Below are 16,413 nucleotides of genomic sequence, written 5' to 3'. Positions count from 1 at the left end.
AGAGAAGAAGGAACATGCGCGTCGAGATCTGGAGCGACATCGCCTGCCCGTGGTGCTACATCGGCAAGGCCCGCTTCACCCAGGGGCTGGCCGACTTCGCCCACCGTGACGAGGTCGAGGTCGTCTTCCGCTCCTTCGAGCTCGACCCCAACGGCCCCAAGGGGCAGGTGGCGCCCGTCGTGGAGATGCTGGCCAAGAAGTACGGCCGCACCCTCGAGGAGGCGCGCGGCATGGAGGAGCACGTCGCCGCGAGCGCCCGCGCCGAGGGGCTGACGTACCGCACCGAGGGCCGCGACCACGGCAACACCTTCGACATCCACCGCCTGCTGCACCTGGCCGCCGCCCGCGGCCGCCAGGAGGAGCTGCTCGACCTCGCCTACCGCGCCAACTTCGGCGAGGAGCGCTCCGTCTTCGACCCCGAGGTGCTGGCCGCGCTCGCCGTCGAGGCCGGACTGGACGGCGCCGAGGCCCGCGCCGTGCTGGCCGACGAGTCCGCCTACGCCACCGAGGTCCGCGCCGACGAGCGCGAGGCGGCCGAACTGGGCGCCAACGCCGTGCCGTTCTTCGTGCTCGACCGCCGTTACGGGATCTCGGGCGGCCAGCCCGCAGAGGTGTTCACGCGGGCGCTGGAGCAGGCGTGGGCCGGGCGCGAGGTGCTCGCACCCGCCGCCCCCGAGGGCGAGGCGTGCGAGCCCGACGGCGCGTGCGCGGTGCCGCAGCCGTAACCGCTATTCATAAGTAATCCTTTGGGTGGACCCGCGGAACTCGCCAATGGACTTTGGTTTCCTCCTGGCGCAGAGTGGACGGCATGGATCTCCTTCCGCCCGAGGCCGTCCTCGGCGAGTTCGCGCATTCCACCACCTACCTCAACACCGCCACCTGCGGCGTCCTCCCGCGCGGAGCCGTCACCGAGGTGCGGCGGATGGCCGAGGCCGCCGGGGACGGGGACCCGGCCGGCTTCGGCGACTTCGACCGGGTGAACCGGGCCCGGGAGGCCTTCGCCCGCCTCGTCGCGGTCGCCCCGGATCGGGTGGCCGTCGGATCGGCCGTCTCCACGCACGTCGGCCTGGTCGCGGCCTCGCTCCCGCCCGGGTCCGAAGTCCTGTTCCCCGAAGGCGACTTCGCCTCCGTCATCAACCCCTTCGTGGTGCGCGGCGACCTCAAGATCCGCTTCGCCCCGCTGGAATCCCTCGCCGAAGCCGTCGGGCCCGGCACCGCGTTGGTCGCGCTGAGCGCCGTGCAGTCCGCCGACGGGCGCGCGGCCGACCTCGCGGCGGTCCGCGCCGCGGCCACCGCCCACGGGGCGCGGATGCTGGTCGACGCCACGCAGGCGGCGGGCTGGGCGCCCTTCGACGCCGCGCCGTACGAGTACACGGTCGCCGCCGGCTACAAGTGGCTCCTGGCGACGCGGGGGGTCTCCTACCTCACGGTCTCCGAGGAGGCCCAGGACACGCTGACCCCGCTGCACGCGGGCTGGGTGGCGGCCGAGCCGATGTGGGACTCCATCTACGGCCCGGTGAAGCAACTGGCGCCCGGAGCGAGGCGGTTCGACGAGTCCCCGGCCTTCCTGGCCTACCACGCCGCCGAGCCGGCGCTGGCGCTGCTGGAGCGGGTCGGCATCGCCGCCGTCGGCGCCCACGACACGGCCCTGGCCGCCCGCTACCGCGCCGGCCTCGCCCGGCTCGGCCACGAGCCGGTCCCCGGCTCGTCCCCGATCGTCTCGGTCCCGGGCCTGGCCGACCGCCGGGGCGCCCTGCTCGCCGCGGGCATCGTCACCGCCGCCCGCGCCGGGAGCCTGCGGGCCTCCTTCCACCTCTACAACACCGAGGCGGACGTGGACCGGCTGCTGAACGCCCTGGAGGGCTGACTCCCTCGGGAAACGCCCGGCCGGGGTTTTCAGCGGCTCCCCGGCCCGGCGGCGTCCGCCCCCGTCAGGCGGACGGGGCCGCCGACCACGCCGCGGCCGCCGCCGCCAGGGCCCCGGCCGGGGGCAGCCCGAGAGCCGCCGCGAGGGCCGTCAGACAGGAGTCGACCGTCTCCGGGGAGGCCGCCGTGCCGTAGTGGTTGACCCGGACCATCTCCCGGGCCAGGGCGCCGCCGCCCGCCGCGAGGGGAGCCGCCGGATCGGCCGCCAGGGCCTTGGCCACCACCAGGGAGGCCTCCGGGACCCGGAGCGTCGTGGCCACCGGGGCGGCCGCCGCGACCCGGCCGACGTACGGGGCGATGCCCAGCGCCAGCGCGCCCGCGCGGGTCGCCGCCGCGGCGGCCGCGTGGCGGGCCGTCACCGCGGACAGGCCCTCGGCCGCGATCCGGTCCAAGCACGCCTCCAGCGCCAGCATCTCCAACTGCGCCGGAGCGTGCGGCAGCGCCCCCCGCCCCGCGTCGATCCAGCGCTCCTTCCAGTCGAGGTACCCCCCTAAAACACACATGCACGTGTGAGACAGGTCGGGTAAAGATGGACCGCATGATCACGAGTGAGTACGACGGATGTGGAAAGTGCCTGGTGGGGGTGCGTCGGCTCAGTCGCAAGACGGACGCGACGAACAGCCCTGAGCGTCAGATGAACCAGGTGCTGAGCGCCGTGGAGACCCTCGGCGGGCATGTCATCGCGTGGGCCGATGACTGGGAGGTCTCGGGCGCTACCGACCCGCTGACGCGTCCGGGGCTCGGGCCGTGGCTGCGTAACGAAGCCGGTCCGTACTCCGGCATCGTCGGGGCAGCCGTCGACCGGATCGGCCGCAACCAGCGGGACGTATTGAACACCGCGTACATGATCCACGAGTCGGGGCGGCTGCTGGTCACGTTCGGCCACGTCGGACCCTGGGACCTTGCTGACCCTAACGACGAGATGCGTCTGTCCATGGAGGCTTTCGGGGCTCAGATGGAGCTGCGGGCCATCCAGAAGCGCAACCGGGACGAGACGCTCCGAGCGCGGAGCGCAGGGCAGCCGCACCAGAAGAACTCCTACGGCTACCAGTTCGTTCGGCTCGTTCCCACGGGCAAGGTGGACCATGTCGACGTTGATCCCGTGGCGGCACTGATCATCCGGGACGTGGCGGAACGTATCCTCGCCGACGAAACAGACACCGTCACGTGCTCCACCGAGGCGGCCCGTCTGACGCGCGCCGGAGTGCTGTCCCCGGCGGACCACCGGGCGGTGATGTACGGACGCAGTCCCAAAGGCTCCCCGTGGCGGGCCAAGACGCTGAAAGGCATCCTCACCAGCGAGGCGGCTTTGGGGTTCCTCATGCACGGCGAGCGGGCCGTGCTCGGCGGGGACGGACACCCGGTACGGCTCGCAGACCCCCTCTGGGACCGTGCAACCCGTGACGCGCTGATAGCCAAGACCGCACCGAAGCGGAACCACAACGTCTCCCGCGCACCGAAAAGCGTCAACCTCCTTTCGGGACTGGCCTTCTGCGGAAACTGCGGTCAGCGCCTGTACGTGACGGGGCGCACCGGTGGCCCCATGGCTTACGCGTGCACGGGACGGGTTCGAGGCATACCGGCATCGTCGGCGTGTAAGCCTGCCCCGACCAGCTCGATTTCCCTGGCGAATGCCCATGTCGCAGGCTGGTTCCTTGCACACTATGGATCTCAGCAGGTCACCCGCCGCGAGTACGACCCTGGCACTGGATACGCGGCCCGCATCCTGGAGTTCGAGGCGGACCGGAAGCGACTCCGGGACGACCGTGCGGCGGGGTTGTACGACTCTGCTGATGACGCGGAGTGGTTCAGGACCAGGTACGCGCAGATGGGCCGTGAGATGGACGAACTCCGTGAGCTCCCGGAGCGTCCGGCTGGTATGCGCTCGGTACCGACAGGGAAGAGGGTCGAGGACCTGTGGCACTCTGCGCCCGATGATGCTGCCCGCAGGGAGATCCTGACGGAGTTCGAAGTGAGGGCGACCGTGTTCCCCCGAGCCGCCAAGCATCGAATCCGAGTGACCGGTCTCATCCCGGAGCAGCAAGCAGCGAAGCGCAAAGCGGCACACGAGCACGCGGAGGAGGCCGTGTTGGCCGAGCTTGAAGACACCCACACCGACCGCTGACAGCTACTCCTGAGCCCGAACGCCCCGGCTGGACCCAATGTGGACCGCCGGGGCTTTCTCATGCCCGCAGACAGGCGTCCAGGTCCGTTCTCGCCCCCGCTCGCCGGCTGCGCCCTCGGGGCTTGGGCTCCGGTTGTCCTACAGCGGGGCGAGCGGTGTTGGAGTGACGGTTACAACCGGTTTTTTAGTAACACGTAAAAAAATATAGAAGAAGAGAGACAGCCGTCTTCTTCGGCACCGCATCACCGGACGAGCCGTAGGCAAGCTCTGCTCCCCACTAGGACCGGGACAGCGAGCCGCTCGGAGGCATGGGCAAGGCTTGCTCTCCCCATGTGTCAGGAGGAAACCGGTTGCTTCGCGCGGGCGAGGGGAAACCTCCGCCTTCCACTAGTGCGAGCCCAGATGGCCGCCTCGTTCGGCACCGCATCACCCGAACCGTTCGACTGCGCAACCACCGAACTCCACGACCCAATAGAGAGAGGGACTACCGCGCACCCCACCGCAGAGTGAACGGCGGACCGAGTGCCCACTCTCCCGCGTTGGAACCCGCGCGCACTCCGCGTTCTAGCCCAACAACCGCATGAGACCGCTGCGCCCCTTTGGCAAGTCACGGGGGCTTTTCGCATGCCAGAAAACACCTGGAGTGATCGTGTACGACAACAGCAACCGGTACGGCTCAGTTGACCGCCAGACCAAGAAGGAACAGCGCCGCGCCGATGCGTGGAAGTGGAACGAGTCCATGGAGCGCGTCGCGTCGCTCCGCTCGTCCGACCCGGACGCGTACGACCGCATGGGACCGCTGATCCGCATCAGCCTCGGCCATTACGAGAACGACAAGAAGATTGCCGCGCAGTACGGGCGTGACGTGAACAAGGGAGGCAACTAATCATGTCTGCTGAGATCGAGAAGGCCGCTGCACAGGTCGCGAAGCTGCGAGCACAGGCGGAAAAGGTATCGGGTCCGCTCGCGGACGCTGAAGCGCTGTTGCAGGCAGCACAGGAGTCCGAATCCGCTCGGCGTGCTGAGCGTGCGATGGACTACAACCGTGAGGTGGTAGCGACGTACCGGGAGCGCGCGGAAGCCGTTACCGCATCCGCCGAGCCCGCTCAGCAGCAGTTCCTTGACGCACTGTCTGCCGAGCCGTGGTTCGCGGCTTACGTTGAATGCCGGGCAACCCGCCACAAGCGTGGACACGTCATGACCGAGGCCCAGCGGGCGCAGTCGGCATTGGGTGAGGTGTCCACCGTTCCCGAGCAGCGCTGGTACGGCTCGCGCCTCTTGGAAGACATCGTGTCGCACGCTGACAGGAAGGCTGAGGAACTGGCCGCCGAGTTCGACCAGGAACTGAGCGCCAAGCGGGACGCCTACATTGCGGGCAAGGACTAGCCGTGGCTGTTGACGCTCTTGACCCTGGACCGGAAGGGAACTACCCGTACTTCCCTCGCGACGTCATGGGTCGTCCGGTGTGGTCCGATGCCCCAACGGGCCTTCCCGTGGTGAATGGCGGGGCACCCATGCCGCGCGGAATTCAGCGGATGAAGGACCCTGGGCATCCTGGCCGGCTGGTGACTGTTGACGTGACGCCCCGGCATTCGAACGGGGAGCCGATCAACCCGCCCGTAAACTCTCGAAGGGTAGGCGATGCGACGTAAACCGGACGGCATGCCGTCCATTCCTCACTCGGCACGCGCGGTAGGTGCCGGACCGGGCTGGATTGATATTCGCCGCAGATTTCTCGCCATGTATCCAATGTGTCAAGTGTGCGGCGAGGGGCGGGCAGAATTGGTGCAGCATTTCCCTCGAACTCGGCAGCAGCTAACGGAAGATGGAACATCCAATCCGGATGCGCCGACTCATCTTCGGGGGGCGTGCACGTTCTGTCACTTCACAGCGTGAGAAGCGCCGGGAGATCCTCGCGCGGGGCAACAGTGCTGCCGCTCGGCTCCGCCGGATCGTCCGTAAGGCAGGCCGTTGGAAGTGCGTGCGCTGTGGTCGGCATGTCCTCGCGTCAGCCATCGACATAGACCACGTACAGCCGCTCGCGTTGGGCGGGACGGACACGGACGGGAACGTTCAGAGTCTGTGTCGCCCGTGCCATCGGCTCAAGACTCGCGAGGACTTCGGGGCCGCTGGTACCCCGTTCTGAGCACCGCCCCGTACCGGTCCTAACCAGGCCTGTACGGAGCGGAAGGGGTGCGGTGTAGCGGACATGGCGGGGTCAGGCACAAGTCGGATCGCAATGCTTTCGCACGCAATTGAGCCACGCGAAGAAGTTGGTCCTGTCCGGACAGTGCACGTGCATACAATTTGCACATTGGCTAGCCGGGGGATTGCCGTATGCATCCCCTCCCGTGTCATCCATTCTGAGCTTCATGGACCGCTGCTGATATTCCACGACTAGGCGAGCAAGCACACTCGCCTCATCGGATTCGGGCTCCTTAAGGCAGATTTGAGCCACTTGATGCGTATGGTCTTTACATGCAGCGGGACCGAGAGGTGCGACGTCTTCAATCATTGCGAGTGGGATTGAAATCCAGCTGATTCAGTCGAAAGTGAACTCGAACCGGTCGTCACGCTCTTCAACCTCTCGCACCATGCCGACAATTTGAATCGGTGCGCCGAGCGTGCCGCTTCGCAGCTTGCCGAGAAACTCGCTCGGGCTCTGAGTTCCGGATACGGACATCGTCTCTCCCTGGCTTGGTTCTACGAATTTACAACTCAAGGTATGCAGCCACACCTTGCGTGGCGAGCTGGACTGCTGCGAACGGGTGTTGCCGCCGATTCCGCTTGGAGGCGTATGCCTAGACGACCCCGCCCCCCGTGCTCGGTACCCGGCTGCCCTGAGCTCACCCGAGCCGGCGGACGCTGTGCCGAGCATGAGAGGGAGGCGAACGCGGACCGTGCTTCACGGGGTGCTGTCTATGACACACGGTGGCAGCGCATCCGCAGGGCCTACCTCTACAAGCATCCGTGGTGCGTGCTGTGTGGTCGCCTCGCGAACGTGGCGGATCACTTCCCGCTGTCCCGCAGGGAGTTGCTCGCACGGGGCGAGGCGAACCCTGACGGGCCGAGACATCTGCGCCCGTTGTGCGTCGCGTGCCACAACCGAGAGACCGCGAAGCATCAACCGGGCGGGTTCGCTGCGGAAGCGCGTTCGCGGCTCCAATCCGGCGAGCGTCCGCCGTTCTGACCAGGGGGGTACCCCCTTCCCCTCTCACGCCCGAGCGGCAGGGAGGCGCCGCCAGCATGCCGGGGCTGTGGACGTTTTTGGAGGCCCGCAGAGGGCCCGTAATCAGAGGGTGTGAATAGGTGGCAGACAGATATAGAACGAAATCAGCCGTCCAGCGGGCGCGGGAAGGTAACCCTTCAAAGACCGCAATCAAGGAAGGCGTGATTGTCCCGCGCGCCATCCTCACCGAGCCGGATTGGTCCGAGGTGTTCAAGTCCTCACCCGACCCCGAAGTTGAGCCGGCGAACGTCCGCTGTCGTGCTGTCGCGTCGGAGGAGTGGCGCCGGATCGTTCCGATCCTGGAAGTGGCAGCGGGGATCGGGGAGGTGGACCACACGACGGTCAAGGACCTGTGCGTGTGTGTCGCCCGCATCGACCAGGCGGAGCGGGACCTCTCCAAGCGCGGGCTGATCGTGACCGCCGAGCGTGGGACCGTGAAGAACGGCGCCGCCACGATCGCCGGTCAGTACCGCACGCAGCTCGCCCGATACATCCGCGAACTCGGACTGTCTCCGAGCGCCCGAACCAGCATCACCCTGCCGGAGCCCGAGGACGACGACTCGGACGTGTGGGACTAGCCCAGAGCACAACCCCACAACAGAGCCCCCGCGCTCGTCTCCTTCTCGGGGGCGGGTGCGGGGGCTTTCTGCATATGGCCTCAGCGCCGTCGCAGTGTCTGTATGCGCCCTTGCGCTGACCGGTCGGAGGGGTGAGGCTCGTGCACGTCGATGCAATCCATTCGGTAGAGGAGTGCTCAATGGCCCTAAAGTTCCTGGGGATTTGGCCGAACACCCCGGACGACGGATCGCCCACGATCTGGCTGGACGACACGACCGGCGACCTGATCATCCAGTCGTGGAAAGCCGACGAGCAGACCATTCGGCAGGCGCAGGAGGTCGGCTCGGTGCCCGGCCACTCCACGGACGTACCGGACCACGAGACCGTGATCCGGCTGCCTGCGAACATGCTCCAGTTCATCCCCCGCCCGGACAGTGAGGACAACGGTGGCAACAGCGGTACGTGAAGCACTCGCCAAGGCGCAGCGGTCAGCCATGCACCTTGAGATGCGGGACAGCTACATGCGGGATGACCCGGAGTTCATCCGCTGGCAGGAGGGGCACCGGTACGACCCTGCCGACCGCGAGTCGTGGTGGCGGTCGTGGCTGGACGTGGTGGCCGAGACGACCGGCCGAGGCGTGGTCATGCGGCGCCTGCGCGTCGTCTCCGAGCCGTTGAGTGACTACGTGCGGTACGAGTACGACGGCACGTTCTCGAATGTTGCAGCGGGGGAGGATGTGCGCTGGCTGCCGCGATCCCGTGCCCGTGATCTGTTGCTTCCCGTGCTGGACGGATGGGTTGTGGACGAGGAGACCGTGATCCTGCACCACTTCAGCGGCGAGGGTCAGTGGACCGGTCCGCGCATGGAGGTCCACCACGACCCGGCGTTGGCCACCCAGTACGCGACGGCGTACGAGGCGGCGTGGGAGCGGGCCGTCCCGCACGCGGAGTACCGGCCGGTCTGACGAATACGCACCATGGCTCTTTCTGCATACTCCAATGCCCAGCAAGCCCGGCAGGCTCTAGCGGATCGTCTCGCTGAGCTGTGCCGGGATGCCGGCCTGTCCGGGCGCGATATCGCCGAGCGCTGCGAGTGGCACCCGTCCAAGTCCTCTCGAATCATGAATGCCCGTACGCCCCCTTCCGCTGATGACATCCGGGCGTGGTGCCAGGCGTGCGGGGCCGAGGATCAGACCGAAGACCTGATTGCCTCGCTGCGGACTGCCGAGGGCATGTGGGTGGGATGGCGGCGCATGGAGCGGGCCGGACTCAAGCAGGCTCAGGAGGCCCGCCTACCGCTGTACCAGCGGACCCGCCGTTTCCGTTCGTACTCCTCGTGGCTGGTACCCGGCATGATCCAGACGCAGCCCTACACAACCGCAGCACTGCAAGCGATCCAGCGACGGCGCGGCCTGGTCGACGACGTGGCTGACGCGGTGGCCGCCCGGATGGAGCGACAGCGGGTCCTGTACGAGGGTGACCGGCGGTTCGCTTTCCTCGTGGAAGAGTCGGTGTTGCGGTGCGGGATCGGGGGCGCGGAGGTCATGACCGGGCAGCTTGGCCACTTGATCTCGATTGCCTCGCTTCCCAATGTGAGCTTGGGGGTCGTGCCCATGCGGCCGGATCGGGAGCGGTGGCCGGCTGAGGGGTTCTGGATCTACGACACCGCACAGGTCAACGTGGAGCTGATCTCTGGATACCTCACCCTGACGCAGCCGAGCGAGGTGGCCATGTACGCCGAGACGTTCACCGAACTGGCAGAGCTGGCCGTCTACGGCGCACAAGCGCGCGTTCTGATCACTTCTGCCATGAGCGCCCTCGGGTAATTGGCGTGCAACCCTGTGCAATCTCCTGTGAGTTGAGATTGTCATCTCCCTAGCGTTGTCATCGTCCGGCAGACGACGCGGAGGGTGCGGCATGGTGATGGCAGCGCAGCAGGAGACACCGCGGGTCAATCCGCTTTCACGGGACCGCTTCTATCTGCGAACGATCCGGGCGGTAGCCGGGGCGCGGGGCTTCACGCGGGCAACCCTGGAGGAATGGAAGCTGGACGGCCGCACGGAGGACATCGTTCAGTGCGTGAGTGAGCTGGCCGCGAACGCCGTCCTGCACGGGGTGCCGCCGGGGCGCGGCTTTTTGCTCCGGCTGGTGTGCGTCGAAGACGGCCTGCGCATCGAGGTGCACGACAGCGGCAGGCGTATGCCGCAGCCTCCGCAGACCAATGTGAGACGCGACGGGCGGGCGCGGGCTGGCTCTCGTCATGGCCCTCTCGGACTCGTGGGGCGTGCGCGAGCGGAATCCCGGCAAGGCCGTGTGGGCTCAGTTCAGCCGCTGACCTCTCGACTCGACCCCGTAACCACGACTGAAAAGGGGTTTCCATGGAAACAGCCGATCGCGCGCGGCTCGACACGTACTTTGGCAAGGTCGCCGAGGCGTTCATGCCGCACGAGCGTCCGTCCTCGCTGCTGATCACTCATCTGCTGCCCGAGCGGCCCGCGTTCGTCGGGGCCGTGGGCAAGGTGTCGCACCTGCGTGCCGTTCTGCCCAAGCCCAAGTCCATCCACGCGAGTGCCCGCCGGGAGATTGAACGAACGGTGGCGTGCGACGAGCTGTCCCGCGACATGTTCAGCGACCCCGACACCGCCGTGACGTACCTGGAGACCAGGGCAGCCGGCGAGAGTGTCGTGTTGCTCGACGTTGGCGGGTACTTCGCTCCCTCGCTGGACGCGCTGTGTGAACGGTTCTCGGGAACCATCCTCGGAGTGGTCGAGGACACCGAGAACGGTCACAAGCGCTATGCCGAGCGGGACAAGCTGCCGTGCCCGGTCGTTTCGGTGGCCCGGAGCCCGCTCAAAGATCCGGAAGACTTCTTGGTCGGGCAGTCCGTGGTGTTCTCCGCCGAAGCGCTGTTGAGGCAGCGCGGGGACATCCTGCACGGGCGTCCGGCTCTGGTCCTCGGGTTCGGCAAGCTCGGGTCCAGCATCGCCCGTCTGCTGCACGTCAAGGGTGTGCGGGTCATCGTCTACGACATCGACCCTGTGCGGCGTGCACAGGCCATGTCACAGGGTTTCGAAGTGGCCCGGGACCGAGACCAGGCCATAGCCACAGCCGGACTCGTCCTCTGCGCAACAGGGTCACTGTCCCTGCGCGGCGAGGACTTCCCGCAGCTCAAGAACGGGGCCTACGTGGCGACCGTGACCAGCTCGGAAGACGAGTTGGAGTTGAGCGGACTGCCCTCGGGCTACATCCGGGACAGCGCCGGCGAGCACGTGAGCCGCTACAGCACGACCGGGCATTACTTCTATCTGCTGAACGGGGGCGAGGCGGTCAACTTCATCCACGGCGCGAGCGTTGGACCGTTCATCTTCCTCGTTCAGGCCGAGATCCTCGCAGGCGCGGCCATGCTGGCTCGCGGCGGGCTGGATGCCGCCATGTACGAGGTGCCCACCGCAGACCGGGAAGCCATCGCGGCGACCTGGCTCCACTACTACAACAGGTGATCGAATGCCCATCACGGCAGACCACATCCGCACGACCCTCGCCGAGTACGCCGATGCGCACCCCGAGGACAAGCACGCGCTCGCCCCTCTGGCCGAGCTCCTGGACCAGGATGCAGACGTGACTAGCCGGAAGGAGTTCCGTGGGCACGTCACGGCGGGCGCTGTGCTCGTCAACGACCGGGGCGAGGCGCTGTTCATCCATCACAACGCGCTCGACAAGTGGCTGACCCCGGGCGGGCACCTTGAGCCCGAGGACGTGAACCTGTTGGGCGCAGCGCTCCGCGAACTGGTCGAGGAGACGGGCGTGACGCTTAGCCTCGCCCCCGTTCAGGCGACGCCCGTGCACATCGACGTGCACCCGATCCCGGCGAACGATGCCAAGGGCGAGGGCGCCCACTGGCACGCGGACTTCCGGTACGTCTTCCGTGCTACCGGCGACCAGGCCGTGACGCTCCAAGAGGAGGAAGTAAGCGGCTACGCGTGGCGCAGCGTGGACACGATCGCTGATGAGACGCTGCGGGCGCGAGTCGTCGCAGCGCTCCGATAGTCCCGCCTCACGCCCTCGGCCCGAACAGCAAAAAGCCCCGTTCGCCTGCCACTTCGTTCGGCAGGTGGGCGGGGTCTTACGTCGTGTCTCGGGGTGCGGCTAGGGTGTGTTTAGAGCGGGTACCTGTCGAGGAGCGAGAGGTACGAGCGGCGGGGCGCCGAGCCGTTCGCGGCGAAGCGGGCCCACGCCCGGTCCGACACCGACACGGCCGAGACGCCCGCCGGGCCGCCCATCGCCTTCTGCGCGCCGATCACGCACAGGTCCACGCCCCACTCGTCGGGCAGCAGCGGCTCCGCGCCCACCGAAGCCACCGCGTCCAGCATGAACAGCGCCCCGTGGGCCCGTACCGCCTCGCCGATCTCCGCGACCGGGTTGGTGTTCCCGGTGGCCGCTTCCGCGTGGACCAGCGAGACGAAGTCGATCTCCGGGTGCGTGTCCAGGGCGGCCGCCACCTGCGCGCCGCCGACGGCGGTGTCGAAGGGGACCTCCAGGTCCACCACGGTCGCCCCGCAGTCGCGCAGCCAGTTGCCGAAGGTGGTCCCGTAGGGGCCGGTGACCACGTTCAGCGCGGTGGAGCCGGGCCGCGCACCCGACCGGATGCAGCCCTCCAACGGCAGCAGCGCCTCGCCCTGCGTGATCACCACGTCCGCCCGGGTGCCGAGCAGCTCCGCGACCCCGCGCTCGATCGACGCGAACCGCGCGGCGGTGAGGGGCGGAAGGTCAAGGAGGGGGTGGTTCACGGCGGCGCTCTCTTCGTCCGGGGTCGTCCGGGATCGTCCCGAGTGACCTGGAGAGCCTACCGAGCACGCACGTACAGTGCCGACATGAGCGACGACAGCGGTGTGCTGCATGTGAAGGGGCGGGTGCTGGTCGGACCCGAGGAGGTGCGGGACGAGCTCTGGGTGATCGGCGGCCGGGTCTCCTACGAGCGCCCGCGCGGGCCCGCGGACACCACCGAGATCACGGGCTGGGTGCTGCCCGGACTGGTGGACGCCCACTGTCACGTGGGGCTCGACGCGCACGGCCCCGTCGACGCGGACACCGCCGAACGCCAGGCGCTGACCGACCGCGACGCGGGCACCCTCCTCATCCGCGACGCCGGATCTCCGTCCGACACGCGCTGGATCGACGACCGCGAGGACCTGCCGAAGATCATCCGGGCCGGGCGGCACATCGCCCGGAGCCGCCGCTACATCCGCAACTTCGCCCACGAGATCGAGCCCGCCGACCTCGTCGAGTACGTGGGCCGCGAGGCGCGGCGCGGGGACGGCTGGGTCAAGCTGGTCGGCGACTGGATCGACCGCGAGGTCGGCGACCTGACCGCCTGCTGGCCGCGCGCCGAGGTGGAGGCCGCCATCGCCGAAGCGCACCGGCTCGGCGCGCGGGTCACCGCGCACTGCTTCGCCGAGGACTCCCTGCGCGACCTGGTCGAGGCGGGCATCGACTGCGTCGAGCACGCCACCGGGCTCACCGAGGACACCATCCCGCTGTTCGCGGAGCGCGGCGTCGCGATCGTCCCCACCCTCGTGAACATCGCGACCTTCCCGAAGATGGCGGCCGGCGGCGAGGCCAAGTTCCCCGGCTGGTCGGCGCACATGCGCAGACTCCACGAGCGGCGCTACGACACCGTCCGGTCCGCCTACGACGCGGGCATCGGGGTCTACGTCGGCACCGACGCGGGCGGCTCCCTCCCGCACGGCCTGGTCGCGGCCGAGGTCGGCGAGCTCGTCAAGGCCGGCATCCCGCCGCTCCAGGCCTTGTCGGCGACGACGTGGGCGGCGCGCGCATGGCTCGGCAGGCCGGGCCTGACCGAGGGGGCGCCGGCCGACCTGGTCGTCTACGCGAGCGATCCGCGGGCCGACGTACGGGCGCTGGCGCGGCCCTCGCGGGTGGTGGTGAACGGCAGGGCGGTGGCCTGAGCGCCGGGTTGACGGGGCGTGACGCCGACGGCCGCACGGTCGTTGTGCACGCCCTTCCCGGGGGAGGGTGTCCGCAATGCCTGGGGTGGGTGAGAACTCCCGTTCCGCAAGAGGTGTATTGATTCGAACCCATGCATGGAAACCACCCTTTGGGGTGAACTCACGCCGGGTTGGCACCCGTTCACTCTCAGTGCGTAAAGATTCCGGGGTCGAGGCCGTCGGCGCGCGCAATGTCCCCCATTGGCGGCGCGACGGCTCCCATCTCCCTGGGGGTTCCACCAACTTGAACAGCAACACCTTCCGCATGCCCGTGGCCGCGCTGTTCGCCACGGGAGCGGTTGCCCTGCTCGCCGCTCCGCCCGCCTCCGCCACCGGTTCCCACCCGGGCGAGGGCAAGGCCAGTGCCGTCGTCCTGCGCACCGGACTGGACGTGCGCCTGCTCAACAAGACCGTGCAGATCCCGCTGAAGGCGACCCTCAACGAGGTGAGTGCCCCGGCGGACGCGGCGAAGACGGCGCTGACGGTCACCCTCGACGGGGTCGAGGGCGGCCGGCCGGTGAGCGTCCTGCGCGCCGATGTCGCCACCTCCAAGGCCACCGCGGACAAGAGCCGGGCCGAGGCCGAGGCGAACCTGGCCAAGGCCCGCGTACACGTGCCGGGCCTGCCCGCCCTCTCCCTCATCGAGGTGGAGAAGGTCACCTCCAAGGCCGTCTGCGCGGCGGGCGAGAAGCCGGTCGCCACCTCGAACGTCCTCGGCGCGGTGACCGTCCTCGGCAAGAGGGTCACGCTCTCGGCGGGGGGCCCGACCAAGGTCGAGGTGCCGGAGGTCGGGCTGGTCAGCCTGGAGCGCTCCGCCACCGAGACCACCTCCACGACGGCCGCCGCGACCGCGCTGCGGCTCAAGGTGTCGGTGAACCCGCTCCACCTCAACGTCGCGGAGGTGGACGGCGAGGTCGTGCTCGCCGAGGCCCGCTGCGAGTCCCCGGCCGCCCCCGTCCCCAGTGCCCCGGCGAAGCCCGACGTCAAGCCGCAGTCGGCCGCCTCGTCCACCTCGGGCACCGAGGCCAACCTCGCCGAGACCGGAGGCGGGTCGCTCACCCCGTACGTGACGGGCGGAGCGCTGATCCTGCTCGGCTTCGGGGCGGCGGCCCTGGTGGTGACCCGGCGCGGCAGGGCTTCGTAGCGCCGCCCCGCCCCGCCGCGTCCGGTACCGGGCCGTCCCGCCCTGCCCCGTCGCCCCGTCGCGTCATCGGGTGGCGCGCGTCAGTCCCTGCTCGGCGGCTCCGCGCGACATCACGGCCTTCGTCACCTCGCGGTCGGCGGCGGCGTACGTGCTGTCCGAGGAATCGCACGAGGCGCAGACGACGCGGAACGGCGGCCGCATGTCCGAGTACTGCGTGAGGTATTCGGCCTTCACCACGTCCCACCGGCCCGGATGGGCGGCCGACGGGGCGAAGGTGAAGCGGGGGATCGAGGACATGTTGCCCCGGGCCTTGTCGGCCTCGTAGAAGCTGGCCATCTGGTCGCCCATGCCGTAGACCACCCACGTGCCGTTGATCTTCTCGTAGGGCTGCGGCACGTGGTTGTGGGTGCCGAGGATCAGGTCGATGTCGGGGAGGCCGTCCGCCCCGCGCGACGCGGTCAGCGCGCGGGCCAGGTCCAGTTGCCGGGTGTCGGGCGCCGTCTGCCACTCGGAGCCCCAGTGGACGCTGAGGACCACGACGTTCGCGCCGGCCGCGCGCGCGGCGCGGGCGTCGGAGACGATCCGGTCCTGGTCGATCAGGTTCACGGCCCAGGGCTTGTCGGCGGGGAGCGGGATGCCGTTCGTCCCGTACGTGTAGTCCAGCTGGGCGACCTTGGCGCCGCCGGCTTCGAGCAGCGCGGGGGCCTTCGCCTCCTCGGCGCTGCGGGCCGAGCCCACGTGGCGGACGCCGACGCGGTCCAGGTTGTCGAGGACGCGGACGAGGCCTTCGTACCCGGCGTCCAGGGTGTGGTTCGAGGCGGTGGAACAGCTGTCGTAGCCCGTGTCCTTGAGGGCGTCGGCCAGTTGGTGCGGGGCCTTGAACAGGGGATATCCGGTGTAGGGGCCGCCGGGTCGGCCGTACGGTATCTCGTGGTGGCACACGGCCAGGTCCGCGGCGGAGACGATGGGCCTGACCCCGGCGAGGATCTTCCGGAAGTCGTGTCCGCCCGTCTCCGCGGAATCGTCGGCGGCCCGCCGGACGATCGACGGGTAGGGGATGATGTCGCCGGTCCCGACGAGGGTGAACGGCCTCCCGCCGACGGCCGCGGTGGCGACGGCGCCGCCCGGGCTCTGCGTCGCGCCCGGGCTCTGCGTCGCGCTCGGGCTCTGCATCGGGCTAGCGCTCGGACTCGGGCTCACCGCGGGTCCCGGCTTCGCCCCCAGCCGCTGCTCGGCGGCCGCGCCGCCCTCCCCGCCGGTGAGGTGCGGTATGCCGTACGCCGCGCCCCCCACGAGGGCCAGCCCGGCCGCGACCGCGGCTGTCCTGCCCGTCCTGCCGAGCCGCTTCATCCCCGTACCCCCCGGTGTCACAAGCCGGCCAGTGCCTGCGACGATCCTGGCGCACCGCCGCCGCCCCCGCCATGCC

General features: G+C 69.1%; 16 protein-coding genes and 2 pseudogenes. 14 read left to right on the top strand and 4 right to left on the bottom strand.

What is annotated here, in order from left to right:
• The first annotated feature begins 14 nt into the window (after nucleotides 1–14).
• Nucleotides 15–725 (top strand): DsbA family oxidoreductase, encoded by a 711-nt coding sequence (locus DRB96_RS17430; RefSeq protein WP_112449295.1) that lies wholly within the window; start codon nucleotides 15–17, stop codon nucleotides 723–725.
• An 83-nt stretch (nucleotides 726–808) separates the two neighbouring features.
• The gene (locus tag DRB96_RS17425; RefSeq protein WP_112453500.1) at nucleotides 809–1,867 is read left to right on the top strand and encodes an aminotransferase class V-fold PLP-dependent enzyme; all 1,059 of its coding nucleotides are present in this window, start codon (nucleotides 809–811) and stop codon (nucleotides 1,865–1,867) included.
• A gap of 64 nt (nucleotides 1,868–1,931) precedes the next feature.
• On the opposite strand, the pseudogene DRB96_RS17420 reads toward DRB96_RS17425, so the two are convergent.
• A pseudogene (locus DRB96_RS17420) lies at nucleotides 1,932–2,408 on the bottom strand (alanine--glyoxylate aminotransferase family protein); the annotation flags it as partial.
• Nucleotides 2,409–2,464: 56 nt separating this feature from the next.
• Here DRB96_RS17420 and DRB96_RS17415 point away from each other — a divergent pair.
• The 3 genes from DRB96_RS17415 (at nucleotide 2,465) to DRB96_RS17405 (ending at nucleotide 5,437) form a co-directional block, all read left to right on the top strand.
• Nucleotides 2,465–4,051, top strand: a complete 1,587-nt coding sequence (locus DRB96_RS17415) for a recombinase family protein (RefSeq protein ID WP_112453499.1) — start codon at nucleotides 2,465–2,467, stop codon at nucleotides 4,049–4,051.
• A 649-nt stretch (nucleotides 4,052–4,700) separates the two neighbouring features.
• Nucleotides 4,701–4,937: a hypothetical protein gene (locus DRB96_RS17410; protein ID WP_162688710.1), complete on the top strand. Its 237-nt coding sequence runs from the start codon at nucleotides 4,701–4,703 to the stop codon at nucleotides 4,935–4,937.
• A 2-nt stretch (nucleotides 4,938–4,939) separates the two neighbouring features.
• On the top strand, nucleotides 4,940–5,437 hold the full coding sequence (locus tag DRB96_RS17405) for a hypothetical protein (protein WP_112449293.1): 498 nt from the start codon (nucleotides 4,940–4,942) through the stop codon (nucleotides 5,435–5,437).
• A gap of 1,156 nt (nucleotides 5,438–6,593) precedes the next feature.
• Here the strand turns inward: DRB96_RS17405 and DRB96_RS43005 are convergent.
• Entirely contained in the window at nucleotides 6,594–6,734 is a 141-nt protein-coding gene (locus DRB96_RS43005; RefSeq protein ID WP_162688708.1) for a hypothetical protein, read from the bottom strand.
• 707 nt (nucleotides 6,735–7,441) lie between these two features.
• Here DRB96_RS43005 and DRB96_RS17390 point away from each other — a divergent pair.
• From DRB96_RS17390 to DRB96_RS17360, 7 genes are all read left to right on the top strand, one after another.
• A complete protein-coding gene (locus DRB96_RS17390; RefSeq protein WP_112449290.1) occupies nucleotides 7,442–7,858 on the top strand; it encodes a phage terminase small subunit P27 family in 417 nt (138 codons plus the stop codon).
• A gap of 179 nt (nucleotides 7,859–8,037) precedes the next feature.
• A complete protein-coding gene (locus DRB96_RS17385) occupies nucleotides 8,038–8,304 on the top strand; it encodes a hypothetical protein (protein ID WP_112449289.1) in 267 nt (88 codons plus the stop codon).
• Nucleotides 8,285–8,803: a DUF6879 family protein gene (locus DRB96_RS17380; protein WP_343234528.1), complete on the top strand. Its 519-nt coding sequence runs from the start codon at nucleotides 8,285–8,287 to the stop codon at nucleotides 8,801–8,803. The genes DRB96_RS17385 and DRB96_RS17380 overlap by 20 nt, the downstream gene beginning before the upstream one ends.
• Nucleotides 8,804–8,815: 12 nt before the next feature.
• Nucleotides 8,816–9,664, top strand: a complete 849-nt coding sequence (locus DRB96_RS17375) for a helix-turn-helix transcriptional regulator (protein WP_112449287.1) — start codon at nucleotides 8,816–8,818, stop codon at nucleotides 9,662–9,664.
• A 91-nt stretch (nucleotides 9,665–9,755) separates the two neighbouring features.
• On the top strand, nucleotides 9,756–10,307 hold the full coding sequence (locus DRB96_RS44660) for an ATP-binding protein (RefSeq protein WP_343234527.1): 552 nt from the start codon (nucleotides 9,756–9,758) through the stop codon (nucleotides 10,305–10,307).
• Nucleotides 10,217–11,338, top strand: coding sequence for an adenosylhomocysteinase (locus DRB96_RS17365; protein ID WP_112449286.1), 1,122 nt, complete (start codon nucleotides 10,217–10,219; stop codon nucleotides 11,336–11,338). Before DRB96_RS44660 ends, DRB96_RS17365 begins: the two co-directional genes overlap by 91 nt.
• 4 nt (nucleotides 11,339–11,342) lie before the next feature.
• Entirely contained in the window at nucleotides 11,343–11,885 is a 543-nt protein-coding gene (locus tag DRB96_RS17360) for an NUDIX hydrolase (protein WP_112449285.1), read from the top strand.
• Between the two features lie 125 nt (nucleotides 11,886–12,010).
• Here DRB96_RS17360 and DRB96_RS17355 read toward each other — a convergent pair.
• Nucleotides 12,011–12,625, bottom strand: a pseudogene (locus DRB96_RS17355) (aminotransferase class V-fold PLP-dependent enzyme); the annotation flags it as partial.
• An 84-nt stretch (nucleotides 12,626–12,709) separates the two neighbouring features.
• Between DRB96_RS17355 and DRB96_RS17350 the strand changes: the two are divergent.
• Together DRB96_RS17350 and DRB96_RS17345 are read left to right on the top strand one after the other, a co-directional pair.
• A complete protein-coding gene (locus DRB96_RS17350) occupies nucleotides 12,710–13,804 on the top strand; it encodes an amidohydrolase family protein (RefSeq protein WP_112449284.1) in 1,095 nt (364 codons plus the stop codon).
• A gap of 283 nt (nucleotides 13,805–14,087) precedes the next feature.
• Complete coding sequence (locus DRB96_RS17345; RefSeq protein WP_112449283.1) at nucleotides 14,088–14,987, top strand: SCO1860 family LAETG-anchored protein; 900 nt, start codon at nucleotides 14,088–14,090, stop codon at nucleotides 14,985–14,987.
• A 63-nt stretch (nucleotides 14,988–15,050) separates the two neighbouring features.
• On the opposite strand, the gene DRB96_RS17340 is transcribed toward DRB96_RS17345, so the two are convergent.
• The gene (locus DRB96_RS17340) at nucleotides 15,051–16,337 is read right to left on the bottom strand and encodes a CapA family protein (protein WP_239516495.1); all 1,287 of its coding nucleotides are present in this window, start codon (nucleotides 16,335–16,337) and stop codon (nucleotides 15,051–15,053) included.
• Nucleotides 16,338–16,413: the final 76 nt, after the last annotated feature.

Origin of the sequence: Streptomyces sp. ICC1 (assembly GCF_003287935.1) — a bacterium.
Classification (GTDB): Bacteria; Actinomycetota; Actinomycetes; order Streptomycetales; family Streptomycetaceae; genus Streptomyces; species Streptomyces tritrimontium.
Note: the sequence above shows the minus strand (reverse complement) of the source record. Positions and strands in the feature narration are given on the sequence as shown.